The sequence below is a fragment of the Amycolatopsis sp. NPDC031561 genome (assembly GCF_055580625.1).
Window position 1 is genome coordinate 74827 of the sequence record NZ_JBVILA010000013.1, and the last position, 25226, is coordinate 100052.

Sequence of the window (25226 nt, forward strand, 5' to 3'; positions counted from 1 at the left end):
CGTGCCGGGTCCTGCGTCCCGGCGCGTTCCTGGCATGCTGGCAAGGTTCGCGCGAACACCACAGCTCCAGGGGGACGTCGATAATGGAGGAGATCCGCCGCCTCGCCGATCGGTTCGATCTCATCGAGCCCGTCGGCGGTGGCTCGATGGGCACCGTGTGGCGGGCGCGCGACGACAACCTGGAGCGCACGGTCGCGGTCAAGGAACTCCTTCTGCCGCACGGACAAGGGGAGCAGAAGGCCGACGAGGCCAAGAACCGAGCGCTGCGCGAGGCCCGGATCGCCGCCCGGCTGGTGCATCCGCACGCCATCACCGTCTTCGGCGTGATCGACGAGCAGGACCGCCCGTGGATCATCATGGAGTACCTCCCCTCGATCAGCCTCGCGGACAAACTGCGCGAAGGGCCGATGGAGGTCGACGACGTCATCCGCCTCGCCATCCAGTTGTGCTCGGCGCTGGCGGCCGCGCACCGGGCGGGCATCGTGCACCGCGACATCAAGCCCGGCAACGTCCTGCTCGGCGAAGACGACACCGTCAAGATCACCGACTTCGGGATCTCACGGGCGATGGGCGACGTCCAGCTCACCGCGACCGGCGAGATCTCCGGGACGCCGGCGTTCCTGGCGCCCGAGGTCGCCCGAGGTGAGGACGCCACTTCCGCTTCCGACGTGTTCTCGCTCGGCGCGACGCTGTACACCGCGCTCGAAGGCGGCACGCCCTACGGCACGGCGGAGAACCCGATCGCGTTGCTGTACCGCGCGTCGAGCGGGGAGATCACCCCGCCGGTCAAGTCCGGCATCCTGACGCCGCTGCTGACCCGTCTCCTCGACGTCCGGCCGGACAGCAGGCCGACGATGACCGAGACCGAGCGGGAGCTGCGGGCCCTGGCGGCGGGGGATCCGACGACGCTCGTCGCCGAGGAGCCGCCACCGAAGGCGCGCAAGGGCATGCTGATCGGCGTACTCGCCGGGTTCCTGGTGCTCGCCGCCATCGCCGCGGCCGTGGTCGTCGTGCTCACGCGCGGCGAGGACACCCCGACGGACGCGGCACCGCCGCCGGCCTCGCAGTCGCAGGCCGTCACCCCGCCGCCGTCGAACTCCGCCGAACCGCCGCCGTCCTCTTCGGCGCCTCCGTCGTCGTCACCGCCTCCGGCCACGTCGTCTTCGGCCCCGCCACCTCCGGCGCAGACGCCCGGCCAGGCGCTTTCGGCGTACTACTCGCTCATCCCGGGGAATCTCCAGGCCGGGTTCGCGACGCTGACCGACAACTTCAAGCGCACCAAGAACCAGAGCTTCGAGCGCTACTCGAACTTCTGGAAGGACTACCGCGGGGTGGCGGTGTCGAACATCGTCGAATCCGGGAACACGGTGTCGGTGACGCTCACCTACACCAGGGCCGCGGGCGGGACCATGACGGAGAAGGCGACCTTCGTCATGGTGCAGCAGGACGGGCGCTACCTCATCGATTCCCAGCGCTGAGGCCGAGTTTCCCGGCGAGGCGCTGAAGCCAGGCTTCGACCTCCTCGGGGGACCGGTCCGGGAGGCCGAAGATCGTCTCGGTGACCCCGGCCGCTTCGAGCTTGGCCAGGTTCTTCGGGTCCGGGCGGACGCCGAGCGCCGAGATCTCCGGCTCGCCGGCGCGGCCCTCTTCGTGCCAGATCTCGCGCAGCCGCCGCGCCTTGTCCTCGATGTCCGTGTCACCCGGGGTGGTGAGCCAGCCGTCGGCGGACTTCGCGATCCAGCGGAACGTCTTCTCCGTCCCGCCCGCGCCGACGATCACCGGGATGTGGGCTTGCGCCGGTTTCGGCCACGCCCAGCTCGCGCCGAACGAGACGAACTCACCCGCGTACGAGGCTTCGTCGTCCGTCCAGAGCGCGCGCATCGCCTCCAGGTACTCGCGCAGGACCGTCCGCCGCTTGCCGCCGGGGACGCCGTGATCGGCGAGTTCGTCGACGTTCCAGCCGAAGCCGACGCCGAGGGTGACCCGCCCGGCCGAGAGATGATCGAGGCTGGCGATCGTCTTCGCCAGCGTGATCGGATCGCTCTCGACCGGGAGGGCGACCGCCGTCGCGAGCCGGATCCGCGTGGTCACCGACGCCGCCGTGGCCAGCGCGACCCACGGGTCCAGCGTGCGCAGGTAGCGATCGTCGGGCAGCGACGCGTCGCCGGTGCGCGGATGTGGGGCCTCCCGTTTGACCGGGATGTGCGTGTGTTCGGGCACGTGGAAGGCGTCGAAGCCCGCGGCCTCGGCCGCCCGCGCGGCGGCCGCCGGGGTGATGCCCCGGTCACTGGTGAACAGCACTATCCCGTGTCTCACAGGCGGTCACGTTATTAGAACGTGTTTCAGTTTGCAACCGTCGCCTGCAGCGTGACCGGCAGTGCGTTCAACCGCCAGGTGCCCGGATCCGGGATCCGCAGCAGGCCGTCCGCGAGCGCGAGATCGGGGAAGCGGCGCAGCAGTGCGGTGAGCGCCACTTCGGTCTGGACCCTGGCCAGTGAGGCGCCGAGACAGAAATGCGGCCCGTGGGCGAACGCCAGATGCCAGGCAGGCCCCGCCGCGCGCCGGATGTCGAAGACGTCCGGTTCGGGGAACGCCCTCGGATCCCGGTTCACCGCGGCGATCGCGACGGTGACCGGCGCTCCTTCGGGGATCGTGACGTCGCCGATCCGGACGTCCGTGGTGGTGATCCGGGGGACCGTCAGCAGTTGCGGGCTGCACCAGCGCATCAGTTCCTCGACCGCGCCGGGCATGAGAGCCGGGTCTTCGCGGAGCTCGGCCAGCTGCGCGGGGTGGGAGAGCAGGATCTCGACGGCGTTGGCGATGAGGTTGCCGGGCACCTGGCCACCCAGGACCAGCTGCCAGACCAAGGCGACCAGTTCGGTTTCGCTGAGCCTGTCGCCGTCTTCGGCCTGGATCTGGAGCAGCTGCGAGACGACGTCTTCGGCGGGCTCGAGTTTCCGTTTCCCGATGGCGGCGATCGAGTCCTCGACGATCGCCGGGACCGCCTTCGAGAGTCCCGGACCGTCGCCCGCCGCGACCATGGTCCCGTACTCGCGCCAGCGCGGGCGGTCGGCTTCGGCGATGCCGACCAAGGCGCAGATAACGTCGACCGGAAGCGGGCGCGCGAAGGCCGTGACCAGGTCGATCCGCTTTTCTCCGGCGAGGCTGTCGAGGAGGTCTTCCACGAGCCGCTCGATCCCCGGGCGGAGCGCGGCGGCCTTGCGCGGGGTGAACGCGGGGGCCACGAGGCGCCGGAGCCGGAGGTGTTCCGGGCCTTCGACCTCCTGCATGCTCCGCATGTACGGACGGCAGTGCTCGGGGATCTCCATCCGCTGGTAGCTGGCCGGGCTCAGCGCGAAGCGCGGGTCGCTCAGCATCTTCCGCGCCTCTTCGTGGCGCAGGATCGCCCACATTTCGAACCCCGGCGCGACGAGCTTGGCGATCGGGGAGCGCTCACGGACCGGGCTGTACGCGGTGAACGGATCGCGCAGGACCTCAGGGTCGGTCAGGTGGATCTCGGGAACGTTGGACAAGAGGCTCTCCCAGTTCGGATGTTCAATTCAGATGTTCTCATCATCTGAATGCTCAAGGTATCTTGATCCGGGTCCGCAGGCAACGACGGGGGAGTGATGGTCCGGCTGAGCAGGACGGAGACGCAGGAGCGCAATCGCGCGAAGGTGCTGGTCGCCGCGCGCGACGAGTTCGCGGAGCAGGGCTTCCGGGACGCCAAGATCGACGTCATCGCCGAACGGGCGGAGCTCACCCGCGGCGCTGTCTACTCGAACTTCCCCGGGAAACGCGCGCTGTACTTCGCCGTCCTCGCCGAGCTGGCGGAACACTCCGCCGGAGCGCCGCACGCCGTGCCGGGCGAGACGCTCCAGGACGCGCTGGGCGCGCTGGCCAGGGCGAGAATGGCGGCGTTTCCCCTGGGCGAGGACCAGGCGGGCCTCGCGCGCGACCTGATGCCGGAGGTGCTCGCGGACGAGCGGATCCGGCGCCCGTTCGCGCAGCTGGTCAAGCTCAACGGGCTGCTGCTCGGGCTCGCGCTGGAGCGGCTCGACCCGCCGGAACGCCCGGCGGGCGCGCCGATCGCGCGTCGTGTCCGGCTCGCGGAGACCGTGCTGACCGTGCTGCACGGGGCGGGCCAGCTGGCGGCCGCCGATCCAGGGCTCGTCGAACCTTTCGACGTCGTGAGCGCCGGCGAACGGCTGGCGGGGCTGGCCTTCAACGACTGGTGGGCGCCGCCGGTGATCGCGCCCGCCGCGCAGGCCGCCGATCGGCCGTGGTCACCGCCCGGGGTGGTGGACCTCGTCCGCGCCGAACCGTTCGTGCCCGCCGACGGCGTGGTCGTCGTGCTCGGCACCCATCGGCTCGCCGCGGCCGAGGAGGCCGTCCGGGCCCACGACGGCGCCGTCACCGTCGCCGTCGTGACCAGCGAGCCCGACGAGCTCGTCCCGCTGACCCGGCTGATCGTCGCGGAGTTGTGTGGCGGTCTGCGGCAGGCCTTCCCGGAGCGGGCGTGGCCGGGCGTGCGCGTGGTGTGCGACGTGACCGGGACACTGGCCGCGTCGGCGGGGGTGCTCGCGGTCAGCGACGAGACCGAGGCCGCGGTCCGCGTCGAGCGTGGCCGGATCGTCGCCACGGCGGACGGGCGCGGCGCGGGGCACGCCGTCTCGACGACGGGCGAAGTGTCCCGTGTGGACGATCGACGCTAGAGGACGTCCGTGTGCCGGATCCGGTACACCTGCAGGCGAAGCCCGTAGTACTTCTCGGTTTCCCCGACCCAGACCATCCCGAGCCGTTTCGCGGTCGCGATGGCGCGCACGTTGTTCGGCCGCGCGACGGCGAAGAACTCGTCCGTGTCCTGGGTGAACGCCCAGCCGAGCAGCGCGCGGGCGGCCTCGGAGGCGTAGCCCTCGCCCCAGGCGTCCGGATGCAGCTGCCAGCTGATCTCCAGGTCCTCTTCGTACGGCGGCAGCAGATGGATGCCCAGTCCGCCGACGACGGCGCCGTCTTCCTTGCGCTGCACCGCCCATCTTCCGCGCGGGGGCACGAGATTGGGCTGCGCCTGCTGCCAGGCCTGCAGAACCGAACGCATGGCCGCGGCGTCGGTGACCCGGTCCATCGCCGGGGTGAGCCAGCGGGTCACGTCAGTGGTGCCGTAAATCGCCAGAGCGGCTTCGGCGTCGTCCTCGGACCACTCGCGGACGACGAGCCTTTCGGTGGTCAAGTCCATAACAGAACGTTACGCGCATAGGCGGGGTGATGGGGTGTCTCGATCATGACAACTCGGCAAACCGCGTACCGTGGCCCCATGCGCGCCGACGCTTCGACCACCCCGGAACAGGCCTGTCCGATCGCCCCGGTGGTCGACCTCGTCTTCAGCCGCTGGACGACACCGATCCTGTGGGCGCTCAACGAATTCGGCAGGCAGCGATTCGTCGAACTCGAGCGCCGGATCGGGACGATCACGCCGAAGGTGCTGACCCAGCGGCTGCGGCAACTGGAACGCGACGGACTCCTCACGCGGACCTATCACGCGGAGGTGCCGCCCCGGGTCGAGTACGAGATCAGCGACCTGGGCCGGAGCCTGGCGCCGCTGTTCGCGACCCTCGCGGACTGGTCGGCGGAGAACCTGCCGAAGGTGGAGAAGGCCCGGTCGGCCTACGACTCCGACTAGCTTTCTTGACCGATCGGTCTAGATGTGGCTAAGCTTCACTCGTGTCCCGGGTGAAGGAATTCGACGTCGACGCGGCCTGCGATGCCGCGCTGGAACTGTTCTGGCGGCAAGGGTACGAGGCCACCTCGGTCAGTGATCTCGTCGCCGGACTCGGCATCGGCAAAGCCAGCCTCTACGCGACGTTCGGTACCAAGCATCAGCTGTACTTGACAGCGCTGAACCGCTACATCGCCCGAGGCAACGAGCGGTTCGTCGCGGACTTCGCCGGACCGGGGCCCGCCCTCGACGGCGTGCGACGGCTCATCGAGCGCTATGTCGCCGAGATCCTCGACGAATCTGGGCGCAAAGGCTGTTTCGTGGTCAACGCCGCGATGGAAATGCTGCCGAAGGATCCCGAGGTCGCGCGCGTGGTCGAGCGCAGCTGGGATGCGCTCGAACTGGCGTTGCGGATGGCGTTGAGCCGGGCGAAGGCGCAGGGCGAACTAGGCGCCGGCGCCGATCCGGAAGCGCTCGCGGGCTTCCTGCTCACCGTCCTGCAGGGGATGCGGGTCCTGGGCAAGGGACTGGATCACGCGGCCCGCGTCCGGGCGACGGCGAAGCAGGCCATCGCGGTCCTCGAAGCCGCCAGTCAGCACTAATACTAGAACGATCGGACCAGAAAGTTGGGTACTGTGGGGAAGCGATTCAGTGGCAAAGTCGTCCTGGTCACCGGGGGAGGTTCCGGGATCGGCCGCGCCACGGCGGCGGCCTTCGCGCGCGAAGGCGCTCAGGTCGTCGTTTCGGGCCGGGACGGCGAGAGGCTGCGTCAGACGGTGAAGGAGATCGAGGCCGAAGGTGGTACGGCCGACGCGGTGGCCGCCGACGTGGGTGTCGGCACCGAAGTCGAACATCTCGTCACCGAAACCGTGCGGCGGCACGGAAAACTCGACATCGCGTTCAACAACGCGGGTATTCTCGGCAGCCCCGCGCCGACCGCGGACCTCGATGAGGACGGTTTCAACGCCGTCGTGCAGACCAACCTCACGGGCACCTGGCTGTCCATGAAGCACGAGATCGCGCAGATGCGGGCGGGCGGCGGGGGAGTCATCGTCAACATGGCGTCCAACATCGGCTCGCACATCCGCCTCCCCGGAATGGCCGCCTACGCCGCGTCGAAGGCCGCCGTCGACGTGCTGACCCGGACCGCCGCCCGCGACCACATCGCCGAGGGGATCCGGATCAACGCGGTGAGCCCCGGCGCCAGCGACACCGGCATGTCGTTCCGGCCCGGTGAGACCGAGGCCGACCGCGCCGAACGGCTCGGCGCGGTCATCCCGCTCGGCCGGATCGGCGCGGTCGAGGAGATCGCCGCGGCGGTGCTGTGGCTGGCCTCCGAGGAATCCGCGTACGTCGTGGGGCACGACATCGTCCTCGACGGCGGCGTCAGCGCCTGATTTTCAGTGACGTGGCAGTTCCGGGGAACCGGTGTCGAGCGGTACCGCCGCCGACCGGACCAGTCCTAATTGGACCGTCTGTCGTTTCGTCACCGCTTCCAAAGCCCAATCGGCGGCGGTGCGCAACCGGTTCCCCGGCATGGCCAGCAGGTGGTATCCCCGCGTGACCGCCTTGGCGGCGAGCCCGGAAAGGGGGATGTGCAAGGGATTCGCCGCGGCCTGATGGGCGCCGAGGTCGACGACGAAGCCGAGATCGTGGTGCCGGTAGGTGCCGTGCGAGCCGTACCCGAGCGACGCGGCGACGTTCCGCCCGGCGAGTCTGCCCTGCCGTTCGGCGTGCTGGGCCGTCATCGGCGTGTATTCGCCCGGCCTGGTCAGATCCGGGACGGCGGCCGCGTCGCCGCACGCGTAGACGTCGCGTCGTCCTGGGACGTTGAGTTGTGTGGTGACGACGAGCCTGCCCGTGGCCGTCTCCAGTCCCAGGTCCTCGATCAGCGGATCCGGCCGGACCCCGACGCACCAGACGAGGGTGTGGGTCGGCACGGATTCGCCGGAGGTCAGCGTCACGCCCTTCGCGTCGGCGTTGTCGACCGACGTCTTCATCAGCACCTCGACGCCGCGCGCCCGCAACACCTCGTCCGCGGTGGTGCCGAGCCTGCGGTCGAGTTCCGGCAGGACACGTTCGGCCACGTCCAACAGGAGCCAGCGGATCTTCTGGCCGTCCAGTTCGGGATGCCGCGCGGCGAGCGCGGCGGTGAACGCCGGACCTTGCGCGGCGACTTCGGTCCCGGTGTAGCCGGCACCGACCACGACGAACGTGCAGCGCGCGTCACGTTCGGCCGGATCCCCGGCGGAGGCCGCGAGCTCTATCTGCCGGGTGACGTGATCCCGCAGGTAGAGCGCCTCGGGCAGACCTCGGAAGCCATGGGCGTACTCGGGCACACCGGGGATCGGCAGCAACTTGTTGACGCTGCCCGCGGCGAGCACGAGACGGTCGTAGCCGATTTCGCGCTCGCTGTCCTCGGGGTCGGTGTAGCGCACGCGGCGGCCGTCGAAGTCGACCGAGGTCGCGGTGCCGAGCACGAGGCGCACGCCCCGCAGGGTGCCGGGGATGGAGACCGAAATCCGCCGCGGTTCGAGGATCCCGGCGGCGACTTCGGGCAGCAGGGGGAGGTAGAGGAAGTAGTCGGTCGGGTTCAGCACGACGACCTCGGCGTCGTCGCCGACCGACTTGAGCAGGGTTTTGGCGGCGTTGTAACCGGCGAACCCGCCTCCGATGATGACTACGCGCATCGTCAGTCCTCGGTGGGCCAGTCGCCGGTCGCCTTGCGGTAGCCGATCGCGCCCGCCCGTTCGGTGGCCGCCTTCACCGCCCCGAAGATCGCGCCCTGCGCAGCGGCCGCGACGAGCACCTGGGTCCAGGTGAAGTCCCGGTCCGTGGCGTTCGGCGCGTCTTCCTCGCCGCTCACGCGTTTCCAGATCTGCTTGAACGCGATCCCGGCGAGCACACCGCCCGCGGCGCTCACGACCATGTTCAGTGGCTTGTAAAGGACCTTGTTCACGAGGAAGACCTCTTTCGCATGATCAGCCGGATCGTCACGAGCAGTGCGAAAACACCGACGAAGATCGGCAGGGGGTTGGCGCGGACGATTTCGGTGCCCTGACGGAACTTGTCCGCCGCGGGCTCGGAGACCTTTTCGGAGATCTTGGCGCTGGCCTGGTCGACCTTGGCGTCGAGGTTGTCGTTGACCCGGGTCTTGACGTCGAGCTTCTGGCCCAAGGCGTCGAGGGTTTCGGTGAGCTCCTCGCGCGTCACATCGCGATCGGCGCGGGCTTCTTCCGCGTTCTTGGGAAAATCGGTCATGAGCGCACTCCCTGCTTGACGGTGTCGACATCCTTACGGACGCCTTCGATGGCCTCTTCCGGCACCGGCGGTGTCGCGCTCGCGATCTCCTTCTTGCCGACGATGGCCGAAAGTCCGCCGATCAGCAGGAGTGCCGCGCCGGTCACCACGGCGGCAAGCCAGGCGGGCATGACGAGGGCGAGCGCCAGTACCACCGCGGCGATGAGGGTGGCCAGGCCGAACAGCGCGAACAGCCCGGCGACGCCGAACAACCCGGCGCCGAGTCCCATCCGCTTTCCCTTGCCCTGCAATTCGACGACGGCGAGCCGCATCTCGTCGCGGACGAGACGTTTGACCTCGTCACTCAGGTCGGAGAGCAATTCGCCGACCGACCGGTCTTCGGTCTTTTCGATCATGGAGCACCTCCTCGGGGCGTTCTGCCCGCCGGGTACCCGGGAGTACGGGCGATCAATCACGGCGCGTTTCGGCCCTCGGGGTGCCGGGTAGCCGACGAGTGCCGGCTCGAAAGCACCCAACAAAGCAGGAGGATGCATGAGCACGATCACCGAAATGGTCGACGTCGACGTACCGGTCAAGACCGCGTACAACCAGTGGACCCAGTTCGAGTCCTTCCCGCAGTTCATGGAAGGTGTCGAGGAGATCCGCCAGGTCGACGCGACCCACACCCACTGGGTGACCAAGTTCGGTGGTGTGAGCCGGGAATTCGACGCGACCATCACCGAACAGCATCCCGACGAGCGCGTCGCGTGGACGTCGGACTCCGGTCCCGACCACGCGGGCGTCATCACCTTCCACCGCCTGGACGACAACAAGACCCGGGTCACGGCGCAGATGGAGATCGATCCAGAGGGCTTCGTCGAGAACGTCGCCGACAAGCTCGGCATTCTCGACCGCCGGGTCAAGGGCGACATGAAGCGGTTCAAGGAGTTCATCGAGAGCCGCGGCCATGAGTCCGGCGCGTGGCGCGGTGACGTGGACCGTCCCGGCAGCTGACCCCCACCCGGTGATCTCCCCCTGGAAGACGGCGTTTTCCAGGGGGAGATCACCGGGTATTTCACGGGTGAGGTCCACAACGAAGGGAGCGTCCCGGCATGACTACCAACGCATACGTAGCCTTCCTCGTCATCGGGGTTGCGCTGGTCATGCTCGACGGCCTGATCATCTACCAGAGCGGTAAGCGCTACCTGCGAGGTTCCTACGGCGATCCGGCGGCCGGGGCGTCCATGACCTGGCTGGTCACGGTGCTGTTCCACCTCGCGACGCTGGGCGTTCTGGCGCTGCTGTCGACGATCGACATCGGGGGCAGCGACCTTCCGGGTGTGGTCGGCAGGCTGGGTGTCCTGTTGCTGGTCCTGGCCATCGCCCACGCGATCACGCTCAGCGTGCTTTCGCGGATCCGCGGCGAGCAGGAGGCCGAAGCGGTCATCAACCGCCCCAGGCAGCGCGTCGAACCCGAGCAGCAGGGTACGACGGTGACGCCGGTGCCCGGGCAGGAAGGCCGGTACCCGACCGCGAGCCCGTCGATCGAGCAGCAGGCTCCGTACACGACGCCTTAGCTTCCACCCCCTGACACGCGTGAAGGCCCCCTTCCCTCGGCTCAGCCGAGGGAAGGGGGCCTTCACGCGTGTCAGGGGGTGGGTGTGTCCCAGTTCCGACGTGACTGCTTCGGGCGGGTTCCCAATGGCTCATTTGAGACGCTCAGCGTCTCAAATGAGCCATTGGGAACATCAGCGGGACCTGCGCGACCGCCACCCGCTTCGCTCTAACCCGAATCGCCACTCACGACCGCGCTACTCCGAGAGCTTCCCTCGCAACTGTTCCAGCGTCTGCGAAAGAAGCCGCGAGACGTGCATCTGCGAGATGCCGATCCGTTCCGCGATCTGCGTCTGGGTGTAGCCGCCGAAGAACCGCATCACGAGGATCGCGCGTTCCCGCTTCGGGAGTTCCCGCAGCAGCGGTTGCAGCGCCTCGTGGTTCTCCACCAAGGCCATCTCGTGGTCCTCCTCGCCGATCGTGTCGGCGAGTGAAAGAGCCTCGGTGGCATCGTCGTGAACCGGCTTGTCGACCGACAACGTCTGATACGCCTGACCGGCGAGCAGCCCTTCACGCACTTCGTTGACCTCGAGCCCGAGGTATTCGGCGAGTTCGGTCGGCGTCGGCGCTCGGCCGAGGCGCTGGGACAGCGCGGCCGTGCCCTGGCTGAGCGAGACGTGGAGTTCCTTGAGCCGCCGCGGTACCCGGACCGACCAGCCGGTGTCCCGGAAGTGCCGCCGGACCTCGCCCATCACCGTGGGGACGGCGAAGGAGAGGAAGTCGTGGCCCCGTTCGGGATCGAACCGGTCGACCGCGTTGATCAGGCCGATCCGCGCCACCTGCACCAGATCCTCGCGGGGCTCGCCCCGGCCGGAGAACCGGGTGGCGATGTGCTCGGCGAGCGGAAGCAGTTCGGTGACCAGGCGGGCTCGGACCTCTTGGCGGCGAGGAGAGTCCTCCGGAAGGGCGGACAGCTCTTCGAAGAGGGGTTCGCAATGGGCGTAGTCATCCGCCTGGCGGGCGGTCGACCTGCGCTCGGCGTTCACCCGTCGCTCGTTCCCGGTGTGAGGACGAGGTCGATCGTCGTCGTGCTCCCCGTTTCGCCGGGAATCGGTTCGCAGCGAGCCGCCACCGACCGGGTCAGGGTCGTCAGCACGTGCCATCCGAACGTCGTTTCGCTCGGGAGATGAGCTTTGGCCGTCCGAGTGGAGATCGAAACGGCGATCCCTTCCGGGATCTCGTGAAAGACGCAACACAGGGTCGCTCCCAGTTCTGCGGGCTGGACCAGTTGGGAACAGGCTTCGTCGACGGCCATCTTCGCGTCTGAAATGGCGTCCAAGCCGAAGTCCGCACGTGCCACCACTCCATGGGTGAGCGTGCGGACGAGGGGGATCTGTTCCGCCTCGGCGGGGAGGCGGAGTTCCACTCGATCGAGAAATCCGTCCTGTTCATGGCGGGTTTCAGGGGTGAGGCTGCCCCGTGCGTGTGAATCCATTACGTGACCTATCCGTCCATGGCCGTGGGGCAACCGCGGTGGGGACCCGCCGCGGGACAGGCGATCAACGGCCAAGGGCGCGCTGAAGCTCCTTTTTGGACATCTTCGACCTGCCCTCGATATCGCGCTTATTCGCTTCGTTGTAGAGCTGGTCCTTGGTGGGTCCGTTCGGGCCCAGCCGATTGCCGGAGCGCAGGCCGCCTCGCCGTTGCGGGGACATGTCCTGGGTGGAGGTCTTGCTCGCCTCGCGTGACTCGCCCGCCTGCGCGCGATTCTTGTTCACCGTGCGTGCGGCGATCTCCTCCGCCCGGTCCGTGCTCGCTCCACGGTCCTTCGCCGAGTCCTTGATGTGCTCGTACTGTCGTTCGCGTTTGCCGCTCCAACTCTGCTGAGGCATGACTGCTCCCTTCTCCTCAGCTCAGGTACCCCGATCGTTTCGCTGGATAAACCTCCGGTTGACCGCCGAAGCGGGCGGGTACGCGGAGGTCAGACGCGAAGGAGGCTTCGATGCGCATCGGCTACACGCTCATGACCGAGCAGACCGGGCCGAAGGACCTGGTGGGGTACGCCGCCGCGGCCGAGCGGGCGGGATTCGACTTCGAGGTGATGAGCGACCATTACTCGCCTTGGCTGGACGAGCAGGGCCATTCGCCGTACGCGTGGAGCGTGCTGGGCGCGGTCACCCAGAGTACCGAACGGGTCGAACTGATGACCTTCGTGACGTGCCCGACCATGCGCTACCACCCGGCGGTGGTGGCGCAGAAGGCGGCGACCGTCCAGGAACTCTCGGACGGCCGGTTCACCCTCGGGCTCGGAGCGGGGGAGAACCTCAACGAGCACGTCGTCGGACGCGGCTGGCCACCGGCGAACGTCCGTCACGAGATGCTCGCCGAGGCGATCCAGATCATCGGCGGGCTGTTCGACGGCGGGTATTTCAACTACGCGGGTGACCACTTCCGGGTGGACTCGGCGAAGCTCTGGGACCTTCCTGAGCAGCGTGTTCCGATCGCCGTCGCGGTGTCCGGGTCGCAGTCGGTCACCAGGTTCGCGCCGATCGCCGACGCGATGATCGCGGTGGAGGCGGACGAGTCACTGGGCCGGGAGTGGGACGCCGTCAAACCCGGCCCGCCGAGCAGGAAGATCGCCCAGCTGCCGGTGTCCTGGGGCGAAGACCGCGACGCGGCGATCCGACGGGCGCACGAGCAGTTCCGGTGGTTCGCCGGTGGCTGGAAGGTCAACGCCGAACTGCCGGGGCCCGCTGGTTTCGCCGGGGCCACCCAGTTCGTCAAACCCGAGGACGTCGCCGCGGCCATCCCGTGCGGGCCGGACGTCGATCGGATCGTGAAGCAGGCAGGCGAGTTCGAGGCGGCCGGGTTCACCGACCTCGCCCTGATCCAGATCGGCGGCGACCAGCAGGAAGGCTTCCTGCGCTTCGCCGAAGAAACGCTGCTCCCGGCGTTGCGAGGCTGATTCACACGGACGGAGTAAGGCGGCCGTGTCTCTGCGCACCCGAACGGGGACACCTGTGTTCAAGCCCGCGATCGTGGGTACCTGAGTGACACGGCGGCCTTCATCCAAGGGGGAATTGATGAGAAACGAACTCGGACTGCACCCGGTACCCGACCTGCTGTCGGACGGCCTGGACTCGCCTCAGCAGGAGGAGATGCGCCGCAAGGCGGCCCTCGCCGTGGCTTCGCGGGCGACGAGCGCCGATGACTGCGCGACTCTGCTGGACATGCTCGGCCTGCACGATGGCGGCCGCAGCTTCGAAGTGGCCTGATTCAGCGGGTTCCGCGCGCCACCACAAGGTCCGCGACGAAGGCCTGATACGCCTCGTCGCGGTCAGGTGCGCGCAGCACTGCGGACGGGTGAACCGTGGCGATCGCCGTGATGGCGAACTCGGGTAGCTCGATCCGCTCACCGCGGCTGCGGGTGATGCGGAAATCGTCGCCCAGCATTGACTTCGCCGCTGTCGCGCCGAGAAAGATCAGCGTGTCCGGGCGGACGGACGCCAGCTCCGCGCGCAGCCAGGGGCGGCACGCGACCATCTCGGTCTTCGACGGCGTCTTGTGGATGCGCCGCTTGCCGCGTTCGTCGCGCTTGAACTTGAAGTGTTTGACCGCGTTGGTGACGTAGATCTTCCCGCGGTCGAAGCCCGCTTCGCCGAGTGCGCGGTCGAGCAGCCTCCCGGCCGGTCCGACGAACGGAGTTCCGGCCCGATCCTCCTGGTCGCCGGGCTGTTCGCCGACCACCATGAACTCCGCTCCGCGGGGACCCTCACCGAAGACGGTCTGGGTCGCGTCGCGGTAAAGCTCGCATCCGCGACAGCCGGAGGCCGCCGAGCGGAGCCTGCGCAGATCGATTGTTCCGGGCGGATCCGCCCCCGGTGCCCTGGTCGCCATCCTCCCGTTTTCCCGGCTCGCCGCCGGGTCAAACCGAGCCGTGAGCGGTCAAGAGCTCCGCGCCGGCGCGACGATGCCGTACTCGTGGATCTTCCGGTAGATCGTCGCCCGGGAGATGCCGAGAAGCTGGGCCGCGCGCATCTTGTTGCCGTCGGCGTCCTCAAGACCCCGTACGATCGCGTCGCGTTCGATCACCTCGAACCGGTTGACCGGACATCGCGTTTCGGCGTGGAACTCGGCGGGAAGGTCGCCGGGGACGATGGTCCCCGAGCGGCGGCGTTGCGCGACCGAGGATGCGTACGGAACTCGTGACGCAAGTCGTCGGCCCACGCCGCGTCCACTGCCCCGATGCGTCCACTGTGCACAGGCGTGCCGCCGGGCTGCGCCGCATGTGCATCCCTTGGCCAGAGCGCGGCATTGATGACCGAATTCGGGCCGCTGGACGGCGGGTTGCAGCAGCCGTCACCGGATGCCAGTACGCCACAGTCGCTGGGGATGGGGCCGTCGGTGGGCTAAGGCTCCTCGTCCACCCATTCGAGCAGGTCGCCGGGCTGGCATTCGAGGACCCGGCACATCGCTTCCAGCGTGCTGAACCGGACGGCCTTGGCGCGGCCGTTCTTCAGCACCGCCACGTTCGCCGGGGTGAGCCCGACGAGCTCGGCGAACTCGCCGACACTCATCTTGCGCTTGGCCAGCTCGACGTCGATGCGGACGACGATCGGCATCAGATCACCTGTTCCAGATCGGAGCGCAGCGTGGTGGCCTGCCGCAGCAACGTGCGCAGCACGATCATGAGGAGGCCCAGCACGGCGACGCCGACCAACGCCAGGAACAACAGCAGCGGCAGAGCCGGATCACCGGCGTTGAAGCCGACGTAGAGGAACACGCTCGCCAGCACCACCCAGCCGGCGAGGATCGCCCACACGATGGCGTCCACCCACCTCAGGGACGCTTCGGTGAAGATCCGGTCCTTCTTGACCAGGGTGAGCAGCTGCCAGGTGGCGACGACCACGACCTGGACGCAGAGCACCCAGAAGACGGAGACGGTCGTCGCGGGCCAGCGCAGATACGCCATGTCCGGGTCATGCCGGGCCATGTACGCGAACTGGCCGGGCAGGGACATGGTCTGGAAGAGGACCAGGATCCCGAACAACACCACGAGGAACACTCTGAGGGGCGCGACCGCCCGCTGCGCTGTCAGCATGGATCGAGTTTCGCGCGTTATCTATCGAAAGTCAATCGGTAGCTATCGTGGGCCGGTCGGCGGGCGGTGGTGAGCCAGCGGGCGGTGATGACCACCCCGTCCAGGAGTCCGCTGTCCGTGAAGGCCTCCTTCCCTACTCTCACGGTAGGCAAGGAGGCCTTCACGACAAAGCCGCGGCCGCTATCGGAGCGCATTGGGGAAATCGCTTACCGCATTCGGTGAACGGGGTTGAATTTTCGTCGCGTGAAGGAATTCACCCGGCCGTAGTTCCGCCATTGTCGCGCCCGGTGCCGTCTGTCAGGATGCTCGTGACTCGACCCGAAGGAGTGTCCAGTGGCTTCCCGTCTCAACCCTTACATCAGCTTCGCCGGCGATGCCCGGCAGGCGATGGAATTCTACAAGTCGGTGTTCGGCGGAGAACTGACGCTGAACACGTTCGGCGAGTCCGGTATGGCGGGTTCGCCCGTGGAGGACCAGATCATGCACAGCCAGCTCGATTCCCCTGGCGGCTACACGATCATGGCGTCGGACACGCCGCCGGGAATGGAGCACAAGCCGGGTACCAACCTGTCGGTCAGCCTCAGTGGTGATGACGGGGAGGAATTGCGCGGATACTGGGAGAAACTCTCCGCAGACGGCACCGTTTCGGTCCCGTTCGAAAAGCAGATGTGGGGTGACGAATTCGGTGCCTGCACCGACAAGTTCGGCATCTCGTGGATGGTGAACGTCATTCAAGGCTAGGGCATTCCGGCCCGGTGCGATCGGTGCCGAAGCTCCCGACTTCCGGGGACTTGCGGCTCCGATCGCGCAAAACCTGTTATGCCGCCGGTGAAATCGCCGATCACCTCTTGTGAGGATTCGGCGGTTCCATCAGGAGGCAGGGATATGAACAGAATGGTCGCGGCACTGCTGGTTTCGGCGGGTGCCGCCGCGGTGCTGGGTGGTTGCGGGACGGCGGGATCCGGCTCGCCACCGGTCACCGTGGTGCGGGAGATCGTGCCGCCGTCCACGACCACCGCCGCCGTCGCACCGCCCGCCACTTCGGTGGTCGTGGTGGAGCCGCCGGTGACGGTCACGCGGGTGCCCGTGGCGCCGAGTCTCACCTCGTGTCAGCGCCTCCTCTCCGACGGGTTCTCCTATGCGTACGCGTTCGACGCCTGGGTGAACGCGGGCCGTCCGCTGAGCTGGGACGCCGATCGCGACGGGTATCCCTGCGAGCAGTCCTACGGGAACCGGAACTAGACCGGCTCGCACCGGACATCGATGGTGCCGCGCGGGTCTTCTTGGCCGAGTGCCCGCAAGTGAATCGGTGTCCCGCCGGGATTGTCGTACAGCCGGATGCCGTCGCCGAGCAGGACCGGCGCGATGTGCAGGTCGATCTCGTCGATCAGCCGCAGTTCCAGCAGTTGACGGCCGATATCCGGAGAGAACACTTCGAGGTTCTTCCCGTTCGCCGCCTCCAGCCCGATCCGGACCGCTTCGGCCGGGCCGCAGTTCAGGAACGTGACGCCCTCCGTGGGAGTCGCGTCCTCGGGATGGTGGGTGAGGACGAAGAGTGGTCCCTTCCAGGCGCCGCCGTAGATACCGCTCGGGTCGGGGTAGGCGTCCCAGCCGTCGCGGCCGCCGAGGACGGCGCCGGTGGTCGTGGCGTACTCGTCGATCAGGGTCGGCCGGGACGTGATGCCCGCCATCCAGTCCATGCCGTGGCCCGGTCCCGCGACGAAGCCGTCGAGCGACATCGTGAAGTGCCAGAGCACTTTCCCGCCCGCGGTCTGTGGTTCGAGCATTCCGCCTCCTACTGCTTGCGTTTTGCAATCGGTTGCTTCACCGTAGGCGGAGTGATGGTAGATTGCAACCACTTCGTCCGGAGGTGAAGGAATGGCGGAACCCGCCCGTTCGGGCTGTCCGATCAACGCCGCGATCGAGGCGTTCGGCGACAGCTGGAGCCTGCTCGTGCTGCGGGACATCATGTTCGGCACGCGGCGCTATTTCCGGGAACTGCTCGCCGGATCCGAAGAGGGGATCGCCTCCAACATCCTGGCCGACAGGCTGAAGCGGCTGGTCAAGGCGGGCCTGCTGACCCGTGAGGACGCCGGTCCCGGCAAGCGGGCCGCGTACAGCCTGACCGAGGCGTCGATCCAGCTGGTACCCGTGTTCGCCCAGCTCGGTTCGTGGGGGCTCAGCCATCGGCCGACCACGAAGCGCCTGAGGGTGCGGGCCGAACTGCTCGCCGCGGGCGGGCCGGAACTATGGGCGGAGTTCATGACCGAACTGCGGGTCGTCCATCTCGGCGCTCCGGCGCCGGAGCGGGATGGGCCGGGTGTGCTGGAGCGTCTCGCCGCCGCCTATCGGGGCGCCCTCTGATGGCTTCTCGCTCCGGCGATTCACGCGACCGAAAAGGGCAGCCGATGGGGCTGAACGGCTCAAGCCAGTGGGGTATTCAGTGCGGGTTCTTTTCCCGGTATTCCGCCCAGACCTTCTTCGGCACGCACATTCGCCACGCGTCGACGATCAGCTCTCGTAACTCCTCGTAATCGATCGCGGACAGCCGGACGTGAACCCACCGATAGCGCATATCGGACGGATTCGGCAACATGAACTTGTCCGGCTCACCTGTCACCAGCGCTTCCCGCTCTTCTTTGGGATAGCCGAATCCCAGCACGGTTTCGTCAGGTGACAGCGAAAGGAACACGATTCGCCCCACGCGGAACTTCACCCGGTCGCGGACCAGTGCCTCATAGGCACGGGGCAGCTCCGAAGCGATCCTCCTGACGTCATCCCCGGTTACCATTTTTCCACCACTCCCCACTGTCTGTTCCCCAGTCACCCTTGGCGCCCGTGGTGAAGGCGACGTAAAGGTATTCGTCGAGGATCTTCGCCAGGGACACAGGTCTGCCCACAAGGGCGGGAATCCCGTCTCCCGCCTCCGCGATCACCGCGGCGGCCCACTCGCGGCCGAGCCGCAGGTGCCTGCCGAACGCGGCACCGTCGCGGTCGCCGTGGCGGGCGGCCGCGATCGCGGCGTCCCACGGCATGATCGTGTTGGGCCGCAACGCATACAGGGCCTTGGCCGCGGCGGTCGGGCCGAGTGTGCGCCTCGCCCGTCCTGCCGAGACGACGACGCCCGAGAGGTCCGCGTACGCCTTCGCGGCCGTGTCGACCCCCGCGTCCGTCAGGTGGACGAGGTCGACGGTCGGCAGGGCGGCGCCCCAGGTGTCCCACCAGGCCTGGACCCCGGCGTCGAAGGGGGCGGGTTCGCCTTCTCGTGGGTACCGGATGCGGCATCCCCACGAGTTCAGCCAGCGAAGAAGAATTGCGCGATGTGCGGCCTGTGACAGGTCGATCGCGGACCGCGTTTCTTTGATGAGCCGGAGCCATGAGGTGTCGGCATTCGCGAAGCCGTTGAACACTTCGGCGGCCCGCCGGAGTTCTGAGAGAGGGGGCAGGGGGCCAGACATGGGCGAACCCTATCCGGTGCCACCAAGGGGGTGAATTTCCGCGTCCAACTATTGGACTTTGTACATTGAGTCACCTATTTGTATCTGCTGCGCGGTTCATTGGTCCTTTAGGGTTGTGGCCAAGAAGGCCACAAGGATGGCGGTCACGCAGCGCGATCGTGTTACCCCATCCCGGGGAGGAGTAAGGCATGGGCAGACCCGAGCGACCGTTGGACGGCTCCACTGGTCCGATCGCCGCATTCGCTCATGATCTGCGGGTGTTACGTAACCGAGCGGGAAACCCCAGCTACCGGGAACTCGCCAGAACGGCGCTGTTCGCGCCCTCCGTACTGTCCAGCGCGGCCAGCGGCCACCGGCTGCCCACCCTGGCGGTGACAATGGCGTTCGTCTCCGCGTGCGGCGGAGATCGTGCGGCGTGGGAACGACGCTGGAGGAGTGTCGCCGGGCAAACAGGTGGTGGTGTCGAGGTACGCGAGGAGCGCCCGGCCGCGCCCGCGCCCGCCGAGATTCCGGCGGATGGCGCACATGTGCTGGCATCCGGGGTCATCCACCTCGCCCGTCCGGCCCAGCTTCCCATGGGGTCGAGGACTTTCGTCGGCAGAGAAGGGGATTTGGCCGGCGCCGCCGAGATGATCGGGGCGACCGGCCCGGTCAAGGTGCCACTCCTGGTGAGTGGCCCGATCGGGGTGGGTAAAACGGCTTTCGCCTTGCGGCTGGCCGAAGAGGTGGCCGCGGACTTCCCGGACGGGCAGCTCTACGCCGATCTGAGCAACAGCGGAACCGGCGGCCGGTCGGCGAACGGGATCGTGCGCGGCTTCCTGCGCGCGCTCGGCGTACCGGCGCATCTCGTGCCCGACGACCCGATGCAGCGGATCGGGCTGTACCGGTCCTTGCTGGCGGAACGCAGGTTGTTCGTTCTCCTGGCCGGTGTGAGCGACGAGGGTCAGGTGCGCCCGTTGCTGGGTCAGGCCCCGCACAGCCAGGTCGTGGTGACCAGCCGAGCCCGGCTGCTCGGCCTGGAGGACACGAACCGTGTCGAGCTGGATACGTTCTCGCGTAGGGAATCACTGGCGCTGATCGGCCGGATCGCCGGACCGGGCCGGGTGCGCGCGGAGCAAGACGCCACCGACACGATCGCCGAACTGTGCGGGGATCTTCCGCTGGCGGTCAACATCGTCGGCCGCAAGATCGCCGCGCGCCCCGAATGGGCGATCGCGTACACGGCGGGGCAGCTCGCCGATCGCGAACGGCTCATGGACAGCCTCAGCGTCGGTGACGTCAACGTCCGGGACCGGTTCAGTTCCGCGTACGAACACCTGTCACCCGCCGGACGCGAGGCCATCCACCACTTCGGGCAGAGCGGGGCGGGCTGGACGACGTCGATCGGCATCGCCGCGGCGATGGGCATCATGATCGAGACCGCCGACGAGCTCCTCGAGTCCGTCGTGGACGCCGGACTTCTCCAGCGTGCCAACGTCGCCGGCCGGTACGCGGTGTCCCGCTTGGTCAGCGCGTTCGCCGCGGAGCGGCAACGGGAACCGGATCCGCTCGCCGCCGCCGTGCCGATGGCGGGCCGCCGGGCGCGGAAGAACGCCTTCGAATCGCTGCGCCACGAGGCCGTGCGCACCCTGCCGGGCGGCTCGTCCGAAGGGTGATCGTTCGAGCCGCGCGGTGCTTCGGGCAGCGGACCGCGCGGCTCGAATCCGACGCCATGGTGATGATCATGTTCAGGATCAGGTTCATCCGGGTAGTCGGTGCGGAAAGCATCGACCGGAAGGAGCCCCGATGGCTGACAAGTTACGACCGCCGCAGCAGCAGGAGCCGCCGGGCGTGACGTCGAAGATGGACCCGCCGCCTCGTGACTCCATGGAGGGCTACGAGGGTCGCGACCTGCTGCGCGGCAAGCGCGCGCTCATCACCGGTGGCGACTCCGGGATCGGCAGGGCGGTTGCCATCGCCTTCGCGAAGGAAGGCGCCGACGTCGCGATCGCTTACCTCAATGAGCACGAGGACGCGAAGTACACCGAGGAGCGCGTCCGGGCTGAGGGCCGCGAGTGTCTCCTCCTGCCGGGCGACTTGGCCGAGGCAGCCCAGTGCCGCGAGATCGTCGTCCGGACCGTGGACGAACTCGGTGGGCTGGACATCCTGGTCAACAACGTCGCCACGCAGTGGCCGGTCGACTCCCCGGAGGAGCTCACCGACGAGCAGTGGACGCACACCTTCGACGTGAACATCCACAGCTTCTTCCGGGTGACCGACGCTGCCTTGCCGCATCTGAAAAAGGGCGCGGCGATCATCAACACCGGCTCGGTGAACGGCCTTCGCGGCAACAAGTCACTCATCGACTACTCCGCGACCAAGGGCGCCGTCCACGCTTGGACCTACGCGATGGCCCAGGCACTGGCCGATCGCGGCGTCCGGATCAACTGCGTCGCGCCGGGTCCGGTCTGGACACCGCTGATCCCCTCGACGTTCCCGCCCGAGAAGGTCGAGAAGTTCGGCCTTCAGGTCCCGTTCGAGCGGGCCGCCCACCCCGACGACCTCGCGCCTTCGTACGTCTTCTTGGCGTCCAACCGGCTCTCGTCGTACTACAGCGGCGAGGTCATCGCGGCACTCGGCGGGGAGACGACACCTGGCTGAGCGCTGTTGTGACAGCCGTCCTGGCCCGATCCGAGAAACTCGAGGAGGTGCGATGGCGGTGACGGAGGCACGGCGACGGTTGATGTCGCCGTTCGCCTGGGCAGGCCGTGCCGTCCGCGTCCCGGGTGAGGAACGACGAAGTCCGATTCAGACCACGAAAGCCGCGGCCGCCGCGGTGATCGCGTGGATCGTCGCGACCTCGGTTCTCGAACTGCCGCAGCCCTTTCTGGCACCGTACGCGGCAGTTTTCCTGGTGCAGGCCACGGTTTACCGCTCCCTGCGCGGGTGGGCTCAGCAGGTCGGCGCGGTCAGCGTCGGGGTGCTGCTCGCGGCGGGCGCCGGCCAGTTCATCCCGTCGGTGACGGTGGCACTCGGCCTGGTCATCTTCACCGGGTTGCTGATCGGCTCATGGCGTGGTTTCGGTGACTCGGGGGTATGGGTCGGGATCACCGGCATGCTGCTGATCTCCTACGGCAACGCGACCGAACCCGTCCTGCTGGCCGACAGGCTGCTCGAAACCGCGCTGGGCGCGGCGATCGGGGCGGTGCTGAACGCGGTGATACTGCCGCCGCTGCACGGGGAGGGCCTGCGTGCGGCGACGGAACGGCTGGCCTCGGCGATCGCGGACGTCCTCGAGGAGACCGCGGCACTCGTCCGCGGCGGCGAGCCGCCCGAGGCGACCGATGTCCTGCACGACCGGATGCGCGATGTCCGCAGCCTGGCCGCGGAGGCGGAGGAGGCGATCGGCTGGACCCAGGAGGGCCGGTACCTGAATCTCCGCAGACGGCGGGAGACCGGTGAAGAGCCGCTGGCGAATCTCATCTCCCTGTGGCCACCGCTCGCCCAGCTGATCGACGCGGTGAGTGAAGCCGCCCGGAGCGAACAGCCGTTCCGGCATCCCGGCGAGTATGCGCGCGGTGTGGTCGGCGACCTGCTCGAAGCGCTCGCCGAAGTGGCCCGTTCGGGTGACCCGGACAAGCTCGATCGATGCCGCACGCTGGTAGAAGAGATCGACCATCTGCTCGTCACCCCCACGGACGAGGTCGCGACGTCGATCGGACTCGGGGCGATGGCGCTGCCCGCCCGGCGCCTGGTCCAGCGGCTCGGCGCGGATTAAGCCGGGGCGACGGGGGTAACCGTATCCATGACCGGAAGCGGAAAGCGGATCGTGCTCACCGGCAACGTCGGGACGGCAGCCGTGCGCGCGCTGAGCCCGGGCCCGGGGGCGGGGGAGAGACCGTGAACGAAAAGGAACTGCTGGACACGCTGACCCGAGTGGTGACCACTTTGGACGGTACGTCGGTCCGGTTCGCCGTCGCGGGCGGCCTCGCCGTGTACGCGCGAGGCGGCCCGCCGTCCGACCACGACGTCGACCTCTTCCTCAAACACGAGGACATTCCCGAAGCGGCGGAAGCACTGGAGCTCGCGGGACTGAGACGGGTGCACCCGCCGGAGGACTGGCTCACCAAGGTCTACGACGGAGACTGCCTCGTCGACCTGATCTTCCGGCCCAACCACCGCCCGGTCACCGACGAGATGCTCGACCGCGCTTCGCTGATGCGGATCGGCGCGACCGCCGCGCCCGTGCTCAACGGGACGGATCTGCTCGTCGACAAGGTTCTCGTGCTCAGTCCCCATCGTTGCGATTTCGGGCCGCTGCTGCGGATCGCCCGTGACCTCCGCGAGCAGGTCGACTGGCACCGCGTGGCCGAGGAGACCTCCGACTCGCCCTACGCGTGGTCGTTCCTGAACCTGCTCGCGGCACTGTCCATCATCGACGGGAAGGAGCTCCCGATGCCCGCGGAAGCACCCCAATACCTGGTCGCCAGGTTGACCAAGGCGCTGGCGGAAGACCCGAGGACCGCCGAGCTCGGCGTGCACGTCACCGTGCGCGGCGACCAGGTCCGGCTCAGCGGCGAGGTCGCCTGCGCCAACCGCAAGGCCGACCTCGAGGCCGTCGTCTGCGAACACATCGCGGCCGAACTGGTGCACAACGACGTCCGGCTGGCCGACGTCCGCGCACCGTCGCGCGCCGAGGAGATCCGGTGATCCGGGTCGCCGCGGTCGGAGACGTCCACCTCGGAGAGGACAACCGAGGCCTGCTGCGGCCGGTGCTGGACGACATCGGTGAACACGCCGACGTACTGCTGCTCGCGGGTGACCTCACCCGGCACGGCACCGTCGAAGAGGCCCGGGTGGTAGCCGATGAGTTCGCCGGGCTCGACGTCCCCGTGGTGTCGGTGCTCGGCAACCACGATTACCACTCCGACCAGGCCGAAGCGGTCAGCGGACTGCTGGAGGAAAGCGGGATCACCGTCCTGGAAGGTTCGGCCACCACGGTGAAACTGGACGGCGGGACGCTCGGCGTCGCCGGGGTGAAGGGCTTCGGCGGCGGGTTCGCGGGCAAATGCGCGAGCCGGTTCGGCGAACGTGAGATGAAGGACTTCGTCGAGCACACCATGGCGGCGGCCAAACGGCTGCGCACCGCGCTGGACGGGCTCGAACAAGAGGGACCCGACGTGACCGTCGCGCTGACGCACTACTCTCCGATCCCGGGGACACTGCACGGTGAACCGCCGGAGATCCACCCGTTCCTCGGTTCGTACCTGCTGTGCGAGCCGATCGACGACGCCCAGGTGGCGCTCGCGGTACACGGGCACGCGCACTACGGCAGCGAGCAGGGCGTCAGCCCGGGCGGGGTACCGGTACGCAATGTCGCCCAGCCGGTGATCCGCGCCGCGTATGCGACGTACGTCCTCGAACCCGCGAAGGCACTGACATGAGAGAACGATTCCAAGGCGAGCTGAGCGTCCTCGGCGACCTCCTGTCGAGCATGTGCGGCATGGCGTGCGAGGAACTGCGTCTGGCCAACCGCGTCTTTCTCGACCGGGACGGCGCCGCCGTCATCCTGCTGGCGGGGGTGGAGACGAAGCTGAACGCGGCCCGGACCGAATGCGAGGAGACCGCGCAGAAGCTGCTCGCCCTGCAGGCGCCGGTCGCGGGGGATCTGCGGACCGTGCTCGCGGCGGTGTACTGCGCCGACCGGCTCGAGCGGATGGGCGACCTCGCCCAGCACATCGCCGACCAGGCCGCACGGGAACCGGAATTCGCCGTGCCAGGGGCCCTTCTCGGACGCTTCCGTGAGATGGCCGGGCTGGTTTGCTCGATGGCGGAGGACCTCGGCACGGGGATCGAAGGACCGACGGCCGAGGTGTTCCACTCCTTGGCGAGGACCGATCAACGTGTCGACGCGTTGTACGAGGAGCTGATGACACTGGTCACCGGTCCGGAATGGACGGACGGTGTCGCACCCGCGATCTCGGTGGCGCTGCTGGCGCGGTTCTACGAGCGCTTCGCCGATCAGGTCGTCTCCGTGGCCCGGCGGGTGGATTTCGCGCTCACGGGACAGCTGCCCGAATCCTCGGTGCGGGACAACTCCGACGGTCTCTGAAGTGCTATGAAAGGCCCGTTACTTGCAAATTTTGCAAGTAACGGGCCTTTCATAGCATCCGGGAAG

Annotated in this window: 34 protein-coding genes and 1 pseudogene; 18 read left to right on the forward strand and 17 right to left on the reverse strand. The window is 68.2% G+C overall.

What is annotated here, in order from left to right; genetic code table 11:
• The first annotated feature begins 83 nt into the window (after positions 1-83).
• Entirely contained in the window at positions 84-1478 is a 1395-nt protein-coding gene (locus tag ACZ5IK_RS24670; protein WP_465489821.1) for a serine/threonine-protein kinase, read from the forward strand.
• On the opposite strand, the gene ACZ5IK_RS24675 is transcribed toward ACZ5IK_RS24670, so the two are convergent.
• Positions 1459-2316 carry an LLM class F420-dependent oxidoreductase gene (locus tag ACZ5IK_RS24675; protein WP_465489822.1) on the reverse strand — a complete coding sequence of 286 codons (858 nt, stop codon included), beginning with the start codon at positions 2314-2316 and terminating at the stop codon, positions 1459-1461. The genes ACZ5IK_RS24670 and ACZ5IK_RS24675 overlap by 20 nt on opposite strands.
• Before the next feature lie 26 nt (positions 2317-2342).
• Positions 2343-3533 carry a cytochrome P450 family protein gene (locus ACZ5IK_RS24680; RefSeq protein ID WP_465489823.1) on the reverse strand — a complete coding sequence of 397 codons (1191 nt, stop codon included), beginning with the start codon at positions 3531-3533 and terminating at the stop codon, positions 2343-2345.
• Between the two features lie 96 nt (positions 3534-3629).
• On the opposite strand from ACZ5IK_RS24680, the gene ACZ5IK_RS24685 reads away from it, so the two are divergent.
• Entirely contained in the window at positions 3630-4715 is a 1086-nt protein-coding gene (locus ACZ5IK_RS24685) for a TetR family transcriptional regulator (RefSeq protein ID WP_465489824.1), read from the forward strand.
• Here the strand turns inward: ACZ5IK_RS24685 and ACZ5IK_RS24690 are convergent.
• Complete coding sequence (locus ACZ5IK_RS24690; protein WP_101606986.1) at positions 4712-5236, reverse strand: GNAT family N-acetyltransferase; 525 nt, start codon at positions 5234-5236, stop codon at positions 4712-4714. The genes ACZ5IK_RS24685 and ACZ5IK_RS24690 overlap by 4 nt on opposite strands.
• 78 nt (positions 5237-5314) lie before the next feature.
• Here ACZ5IK_RS24690 and ACZ5IK_RS24695 point away from each other — a divergent pair, with 78 nt between their 5' ends.
• The 3 genes from ACZ5IK_RS24695 to ACZ5IK_RS24705 are packed head-to-tail and all read left to right on the forward strand — an operon-like array spanning position 5315 to position 7113.
• Positions 5315-5680, forward strand: a complete 366-nt coding sequence (locus tag ACZ5IK_RS24695) for a winged helix-turn-helix transcriptional regulator (RefSeq protein ID WP_410598158.1) — start codon at positions 5315-5317, stop codon at positions 5678-5680.
• Positions 5681-5721: 41 nt separating this feature from the next.
• Positions 5722-6318 carry a TetR/AcrR family transcriptional regulator gene (locus tag ACZ5IK_RS24700; protein ID WP_465489825.1) on the forward strand — a complete coding sequence of 199 codons (597 nt, stop codon included), beginning with the start codon at positions 5722-5724 and terminating at the stop codon, positions 6316-6318.
• A gap of 33 nt (positions 6319-6351) precedes the next feature.
• On the forward strand, positions 6352-7113 hold the full coding sequence (locus tag ACZ5IK_RS24705) for a glucose 1-dehydrogenase (protein WP_465489826.1): 762 nt from the start codon (positions 6352-6354) through the stop codon (positions 7111-7113).
• 3 nt (positions 7114-7116) lie between these two features.
• On the opposite strand, the gene ACZ5IK_RS24710 is transcribed toward ACZ5IK_RS24705, so the two are convergent.
• The 4 genes from ACZ5IK_RS24710 to ACZ5IK_RS24725 are packed head-to-tail and all read right to left on the reverse strand — an operon-like array spanning position 7117 to position 9372.
• The gene (locus ACZ5IK_RS24710) at positions 7117-8406 is read right to left on the reverse strand and encodes an NAD(P)/FAD-dependent oxidoreductase (protein WP_465489827.1); all 1290 of its coding nucleotides are present in this window, start codon (positions 8404-8406) and stop codon (positions 7117-7119) included.
• 2 nt (positions 8407-8408) lie between these two features.
• Positions 8409-8675: a DUF4235 domain-containing protein gene (locus tag ACZ5IK_RS24715; RefSeq protein ID WP_101606991.1), complete on the reverse strand. Its 267-nt coding sequence runs from the start codon at positions 8673-8675 to the stop codon at positions 8409-8411.
• Positions 8672-8977 carry a DUF3618 domain-containing protein gene (locus ACZ5IK_RS24720; protein WP_465489828.1) on the reverse strand — a complete coding sequence of 102 codons (306 nt, stop codon included), beginning with the start codon at positions 8975-8977 and terminating at the stop codon, positions 8672-8674. Before ACZ5IK_RS24720 ends, ACZ5IK_RS24715 begins: the two co-directional genes overlap by 4 nt.
• Positions 8974-9372 (reverse strand): phage holin family protein, encoded by a 399-nt coding sequence (locus ACZ5IK_RS24725; RefSeq protein ID WP_410598163.1) that lies wholly within the window; start codon positions 9370-9372, stop codon positions 8974-8976. The genes ACZ5IK_RS24720 and ACZ5IK_RS24725 overlap by 4 nt, the downstream gene beginning before the upstream one ends.
• Positions 9373-9508: 136 nt before the next feature.
• Between ACZ5IK_RS24725 and ACZ5IK_RS24730 the strand changes: the two genes are divergently transcribed.
• Positions 9509-9970: an SRPBCC family protein gene (locus ACZ5IK_RS24730; protein WP_465489829.1), complete on the forward strand. Its 462-nt coding sequence runs from the start codon at positions 9509-9511 to the stop codon at positions 9968-9970.
• Between the two features lie 98 nt (positions 9971-10068).
• Positions 10069-10533 carry a hypothetical protein gene (locus ACZ5IK_RS24735; protein ID WP_465489830.1) on the forward strand — a complete coding sequence of 155 codons (465 nt, stop codon included), beginning with the start codon at positions 10069-10071 and terminating at the stop codon, positions 10531-10533.
• 234 nt (positions 10534-10767) lie between these two features.
• On the opposite strand, the gene ACZ5IK_RS24740 is transcribed toward ACZ5IK_RS24735, so the two are convergent.
• From ACZ5IK_RS24740 to ACZ5IK_RS24750, 3 genes are all read right to left on the reverse strand, one after another.
• Positions 10768-11556 (reverse strand): SigB/SigF/SigG family RNA polymerase sigma factor, encoded by a 789-nt coding sequence (locus tag ACZ5IK_RS24740; RefSeq protein ID WP_101606996.1) that lies wholly within the window; start codon positions 11554-11556, stop codon positions 10768-10770.
• A complete protein-coding gene (locus ACZ5IK_RS24745; RefSeq protein ID WP_465489831.1) occupies positions 11553-12005 on the reverse strand; it encodes an ATP-binding protein in 453 nt (150 codons plus the stop codon). Before ACZ5IK_RS24745 ends, ACZ5IK_RS24740 begins: the two co-directional genes overlap by 4 nt.
• 64 nt (positions 12006-12069) lie before the next feature.
• Positions 12070-12402, reverse strand: coding sequence for a plasmid stabilization protein (locus tag ACZ5IK_RS24750; RefSeq protein WP_465489832.1), 333 nt, complete (start codon positions 12400-12402; stop codon positions 12070-12072).
• A 110-nt stretch (positions 12403-12512) separates the two neighbouring features.
• Between ACZ5IK_RS24750 and ACZ5IK_RS24755 the strand changes: the two genes are divergently transcribed.
• Positions 12513-13475: a TIGR03557 family F420-dependent LLM class oxidoreductase gene (locus tag ACZ5IK_RS24755; protein WP_465489833.1), complete on the forward strand. Its 963-nt coding sequence runs from the start codon at positions 12513-12515 to the stop codon at positions 13473-13475.
• A gap of 118 nt (positions 13476-13593) precedes the next feature.
• Entirely contained in the window at positions 13594-13785 is a 192-nt protein-coding gene (locus tag ACZ5IK_RS24760; RefSeq protein WP_465489834.1) for a hypothetical protein, read from the forward strand.
• 1 nt (position 13786) lies between these two features.
• On the opposite strand, the gene ACZ5IK_RS24765 is transcribed toward ACZ5IK_RS24760, so the two are convergent.
• The 4 genes and pseudogenes from ACZ5IK_RS24765 to ACZ5IK_RS24780 all read right to left on the reverse strand — a co-directional run bounded on the left by ACZ5IK_RS24765 (position 13787) and on the right by ACZ5IK_RS24780 (position 15611).
• Positions 13787-14407 carry a UdgX family uracil-DNA binding protein gene (locus ACZ5IK_RS24765; protein WP_465489835.1) on the reverse strand — a complete coding sequence of 207 codons (621 nt, stop codon included), beginning with the start codon at positions 14405-14407 and terminating at the stop codon, positions 13787-13789.
• 48 nt (positions 14408-14455) lie between these two features.
• Positions 14456-14695, reverse strand: a pseudogene (locus ACZ5IK_RS24770) (helix-turn-helix domain-containing protein); the annotation flags it as partial.
• Positions 14696-14919: 224 nt separating this feature from the next.
• On the reverse strand, positions 14920-15132 hold the full coding sequence (locus tag ACZ5IK_RS24775) for a helix-turn-helix domain-containing protein (protein WP_101607010.1): 213 nt from the start codon (positions 15130-15132) through the stop codon (positions 14920-14922).
• On the reverse strand, positions 15132-15611 hold the full coding sequence (locus ACZ5IK_RS24780; RefSeq protein ID WP_465489836.1) for a DUF2975 domain-containing protein: 480 nt from the start codon (positions 15609-15611) through the stop codon (positions 15132-15134). Before ACZ5IK_RS24780 ends, ACZ5IK_RS24775 begins: the two co-directional genes overlap by 1 nt.
• Before the next feature lie 333 nt (positions 15612-15944).
• On the opposite strand from ACZ5IK_RS24780, the gene ACZ5IK_RS24785 reads away from it, so the two are divergent.
• On the forward strand, positions 15945-16352 hold the full coding sequence (locus ACZ5IK_RS24785) for a VOC family protein (protein WP_101607012.1): 408 nt from the start codon (positions 15945-15947) through the stop codon (positions 16350-16352).
• Positions 16353-16496: 144 nt separating this feature from the next.
• Positions 16497-16853, forward strand: coding sequence for a hypothetical protein (locus ACZ5IK_RS24790; RefSeq protein WP_465489837.1), 357 nt, complete (start codon positions 16497-16499; stop codon positions 16851-16853).
• Here the strand turns inward: ACZ5IK_RS24790 and ACZ5IK_RS24795 are convergent.
• Positions 16850-17398, reverse strand: a complete 549-nt coding sequence (locus ACZ5IK_RS24795; protein WP_410662474.1) for a dihydrofolate reductase family protein — start codon at positions 17396-17398, stop codon at positions 16850-16852. The genes ACZ5IK_RS24790 and ACZ5IK_RS24795 overlap by 4 nt on opposite strands.
• Positions 17399-17489: 91 nt before the next feature.
• On the opposite strand from ACZ5IK_RS24795, the gene ACZ5IK_RS24800 reads away from it, so the two are divergent.
• Positions 17490-17975, forward strand: a complete 486-nt coding sequence (locus ACZ5IK_RS24800; RefSeq protein ID WP_465489838.1) for a winged helix-turn-helix transcriptional regulator — start codon at positions 17490-17492, stop codon at positions 17973-17975.
• A 76-nt stretch (positions 17976-18051) separates the two neighbouring features.
• Here ACZ5IK_RS24800 and ACZ5IK_RS24805 read toward each other — a convergent pair whose 3' ends face one another.
• Both ACZ5IK_RS24805 and ACZ5IK_RS24810 read right to left on the reverse strand, forming a co-directional pair.
• The gene (locus tag ACZ5IK_RS24805; RefSeq protein ID WP_465489940.1) at positions 18052-18402 is read right to left on the reverse strand and encodes an MmcQ/YjbR family DNA-binding protein; all 351 of its coding nucleotides are present in this window, start codon (positions 18400-18402) and stop codon (positions 18052-18054) included.
• The gene (locus ACZ5IK_RS24810) at positions 18386-19069 is read right to left on the reverse strand and encodes a hypothetical protein (RefSeq protein WP_465489839.1); all 684 of its coding nucleotides are present in this window, start codon (positions 19067-19069) and stop codon (positions 18386-18388) included. Before ACZ5IK_RS24810 ends, ACZ5IK_RS24805 begins: the two co-directional genes overlap by 17 nt.
• A gap of 188 nt (positions 19070-19257) precedes the next feature.
• Between ACZ5IK_RS24810 and ACZ5IK_RS24815 the strand changes: the two genes are divergently transcribed.
• From ACZ5IK_RS24815 to ACZ5IK_RS24840, 6 genes are all read left to right on the forward strand, one after another.
• Positions 19258-20724 carry an NB-ARC domain-containing protein gene (locus tag ACZ5IK_RS24815; protein WP_465489840.1) on the forward strand — a complete coding sequence of 489 codons (1467 nt, stop codon included), beginning with the start codon at positions 19258-19260 and terminating at the stop codon, positions 20722-20724.
• 130 nt (positions 20725-20854) lie between these two features.
• Positions 20855-21709 carry an SDR family oxidoreductase gene (locus tag ACZ5IK_RS24820; protein ID WP_465489841.1) on the forward strand — a complete coding sequence of 285 codons (855 nt, stop codon included), beginning with the start codon at positions 20855-20857 and terminating at the stop codon, positions 21707-21709.
• 52 nt (positions 21710-21761) lie between these two features.
• Positions 21762-22826, forward strand: coding sequence for an FUSC family protein (locus ACZ5IK_RS24825; protein ID WP_465489842.1), 1065 nt, complete (start codon positions 21762-21764; stop codon positions 22824-22826).
• A 122-nt stretch (positions 22827-22948) separates the two neighbouring features.
• Positions 22949-23758 (forward strand): nucleotidyltransferase family protein, encoded by an 810-nt coding sequence (locus ACZ5IK_RS24830; RefSeq protein WP_465489843.1) that lies wholly within the window; start codon positions 22949-22951, stop codon positions 23756-23758.
• Entirely contained in the window at positions 23755-24492 is a 738-nt protein-coding gene (locus ACZ5IK_RS24835; RefSeq protein WP_465489844.1) for a metallophosphoesterase family protein, read from the forward strand. Before ACZ5IK_RS24830 ends, ACZ5IK_RS24835 begins: the two co-directional genes overlap by 4 nt.
• Positions 24489-25160, forward strand: coding sequence for a phosphate signaling complex PhoU family protein (locus ACZ5IK_RS24840; RefSeq protein ID WP_465489845.1), 672 nt, complete (start codon positions 24489-24491; stop codon positions 25158-25160). Before ACZ5IK_RS24835 ends, ACZ5IK_RS24840 begins: the two co-directional genes overlap by 4 nt.
• The last annotated feature ends 66 nt before the right edge of the window (positions 25161-25226 follow it).

What these genes read in the sequence shown, in the direction of transcription:
- ACZ5IK_RS24670 (WP_465489821.1), top strand. Translation starts at nt 84, where the DNA reads ATGGAGGAGATCCGCCGCCTCGCCGATCGGTTCGATCTCATCGAGCCC.
- ACZ5IK_RS24685 (WP_465489824.1), top strand. Translation starts at nt 3,630, where the DNA reads ATGGTCCGGCTGAGCAGGACGGAGACGCAGGAGCGCAATCGCGCGAAG.
- ACZ5IK_RS24690 (WP_101606986.1), bottom strand. Translation starts at nt 5,236, where the DNA reads ATGGACTTGACCACCGAAAGGCTCGTCGTCCGCGAGTGGTCCGAGGAC.
- ACZ5IK_RS24695 (WP_410598158.1), top strand. Translation starts at nt 5,315, where the DNA reads ATGCGCGCCGACGCTTCGACCACCCCGGAACAGGCCTGTCCGATCGCC.
- ACZ5IK_RS24710 (WP_465489827.1), bottom strand. Translation starts at nt 8,406, where the DNA reads ATGCGCGTAGTCATCATCGGAGGCGGGTTCGCCGGTTACAACGCCGCC.
- ACZ5IK_RS24720 (WP_465489828.1), bottom strand. Translation starts at nt 8,977, where the DNA reads ATGACCGATTTTCCCAAGAACGCGGAAGAAGCCCGCGCCGATCGCGAT.
- ACZ5IK_RS24725 (WP_410598163.1), bottom strand. Translation starts at nt 9,372, where the DNA reads ATGATCGAAAAGACCGAAGACCGGTCGGTCGGCGAATTGCTCTCCGAC.
- ACZ5IK_RS24730 (WP_465489829.1), top strand. Translation starts at nt 9,509, where the DNA reads ATGAGCACGATCACCGAAATGGTCGACGTCGACGTACCGGTCAAGACC.
- ACZ5IK_RS24735 (WP_465489830.1), top strand. Translation starts at nt 10,069, where the DNA reads ATGACTACCAACGCATACGTAGCCTTCCTCGTCATCGGGGTTGCGCTG.
- ACZ5IK_RS24745 (WP_465489831.1), bottom strand. Translation starts at nt 12,005, where the DNA reads ATGGATTCACACGCACGGGGCAGCCTCACCCCTGAAACCCGCCATGAA.
- ACZ5IK_RS24750 (WP_465489832.1), bottom strand. Translation starts at nt 12,402, where the DNA reads ATGCCTCAGCAGAGTTGGAGCGGCAAACGCGAACGACAGTACGAGCAC.
- ACZ5IK_RS24755 (WP_465489833.1), top strand. Translation starts at nt 12,513, where the DNA reads ATGCGCATCGGCTACACGCTCATGACCGAGCAGACCGGGCCGAAGGAC.
- ACZ5IK_RS24760 (WP_465489834.1), top strand. Translation starts at nt 13,594, where the DNA reads ATGAGAAACGAACTCGGACTGCACCCGGTACCCGACCTGCTGTCGGAC.
- ACZ5IK_RS24765 (WP_465489835.1), bottom strand. Translation starts at nt 14,407, where the DNA reads ATGGCGACCAGGGCACCGGGGGCGGATCCGCCCGGAACAATCGATCTG.
- ACZ5IK_RS24775 (WP_101607010.1), bottom strand. Translation starts at nt 15,132, where the DNA reads ATGCCGATCGTCGTCCGCATCGACGTCGAGCTGGCCAAGCGCAAGATG.
- ACZ5IK_RS24780 (WP_465489836.1), bottom strand. Translation starts at nt 15,611, where the DNA reads ATGCTGACAGCGCAGCGGGCGGTCGCGCCCCTCAGAGTGTTCCTCGTG.
- ACZ5IK_RS24790 (WP_465489837.1), top strand. Translation starts at nt 16,497, where the DNA reads ATGAACAGAATGGTCGCGGCACTGCTGGTTTCGGCGGGTGCCGCCGCG.
- ACZ5IK_RS24795 (WP_410662474.1), bottom strand. Translation starts at nt 17,398, where the DNA reads ATGCTCGAACCACAGACCGCGGGCGGGAAAGTGCTCTGGCACTTCACG.
- ACZ5IK_RS24800 (WP_465489838.1), top strand. Translation starts at nt 17,490, where the DNA reads ATGGCGGAACCCGCCCGTTCGGGCTGTCCGATCAACGCCGCGATCGAG.
- ACZ5IK_RS24805 (WP_465489940.1), bottom strand. Translation starts at nt 18,402, where the DNA reads ATGGTAACCGGGGATGACGTCAGGAGGATCGCTTCGGAGCTGCCCCGT.
- ACZ5IK_RS24810 (WP_465489839.1), bottom strand. Translation starts at nt 19,069, where the DNA reads ATGTCTGGCCCCCTGCCCCCTCTCTCAGAACTCCGGCGGGCCGCCGAA.
- ACZ5IK_RS24815 (WP_465489840.1), top strand. Translation starts at nt 19,258, where the DNA reads ATGGGCAGACCCGAGCGACCGTTGGACGGCTCCACTGGTCCGATCGCC.
- ACZ5IK_RS24820 (WP_465489841.1), top strand. Translation starts at nt 20,855, where the DNA reads ATGGCTGACAAGTTACGACCGCCGCAGCAGCAGGAGCCGCCGGGCGTG.
- ACZ5IK_RS24825 (WP_465489842.1), top strand. Translation starts at nt 21,762, where the DNA reads ATGGCGGTGACGGAGGCACGGCGACGGTTGATGTCGCCGTTCGCCTGG.
- ACZ5IK_RS24840 (WP_465489845.1), top strand. Translation starts at nt 24,489, where the DNA reads ATGAGAGAACGATTCCAAGGCGAGCTGAGCGTCCTCGGCGACCTCCTG.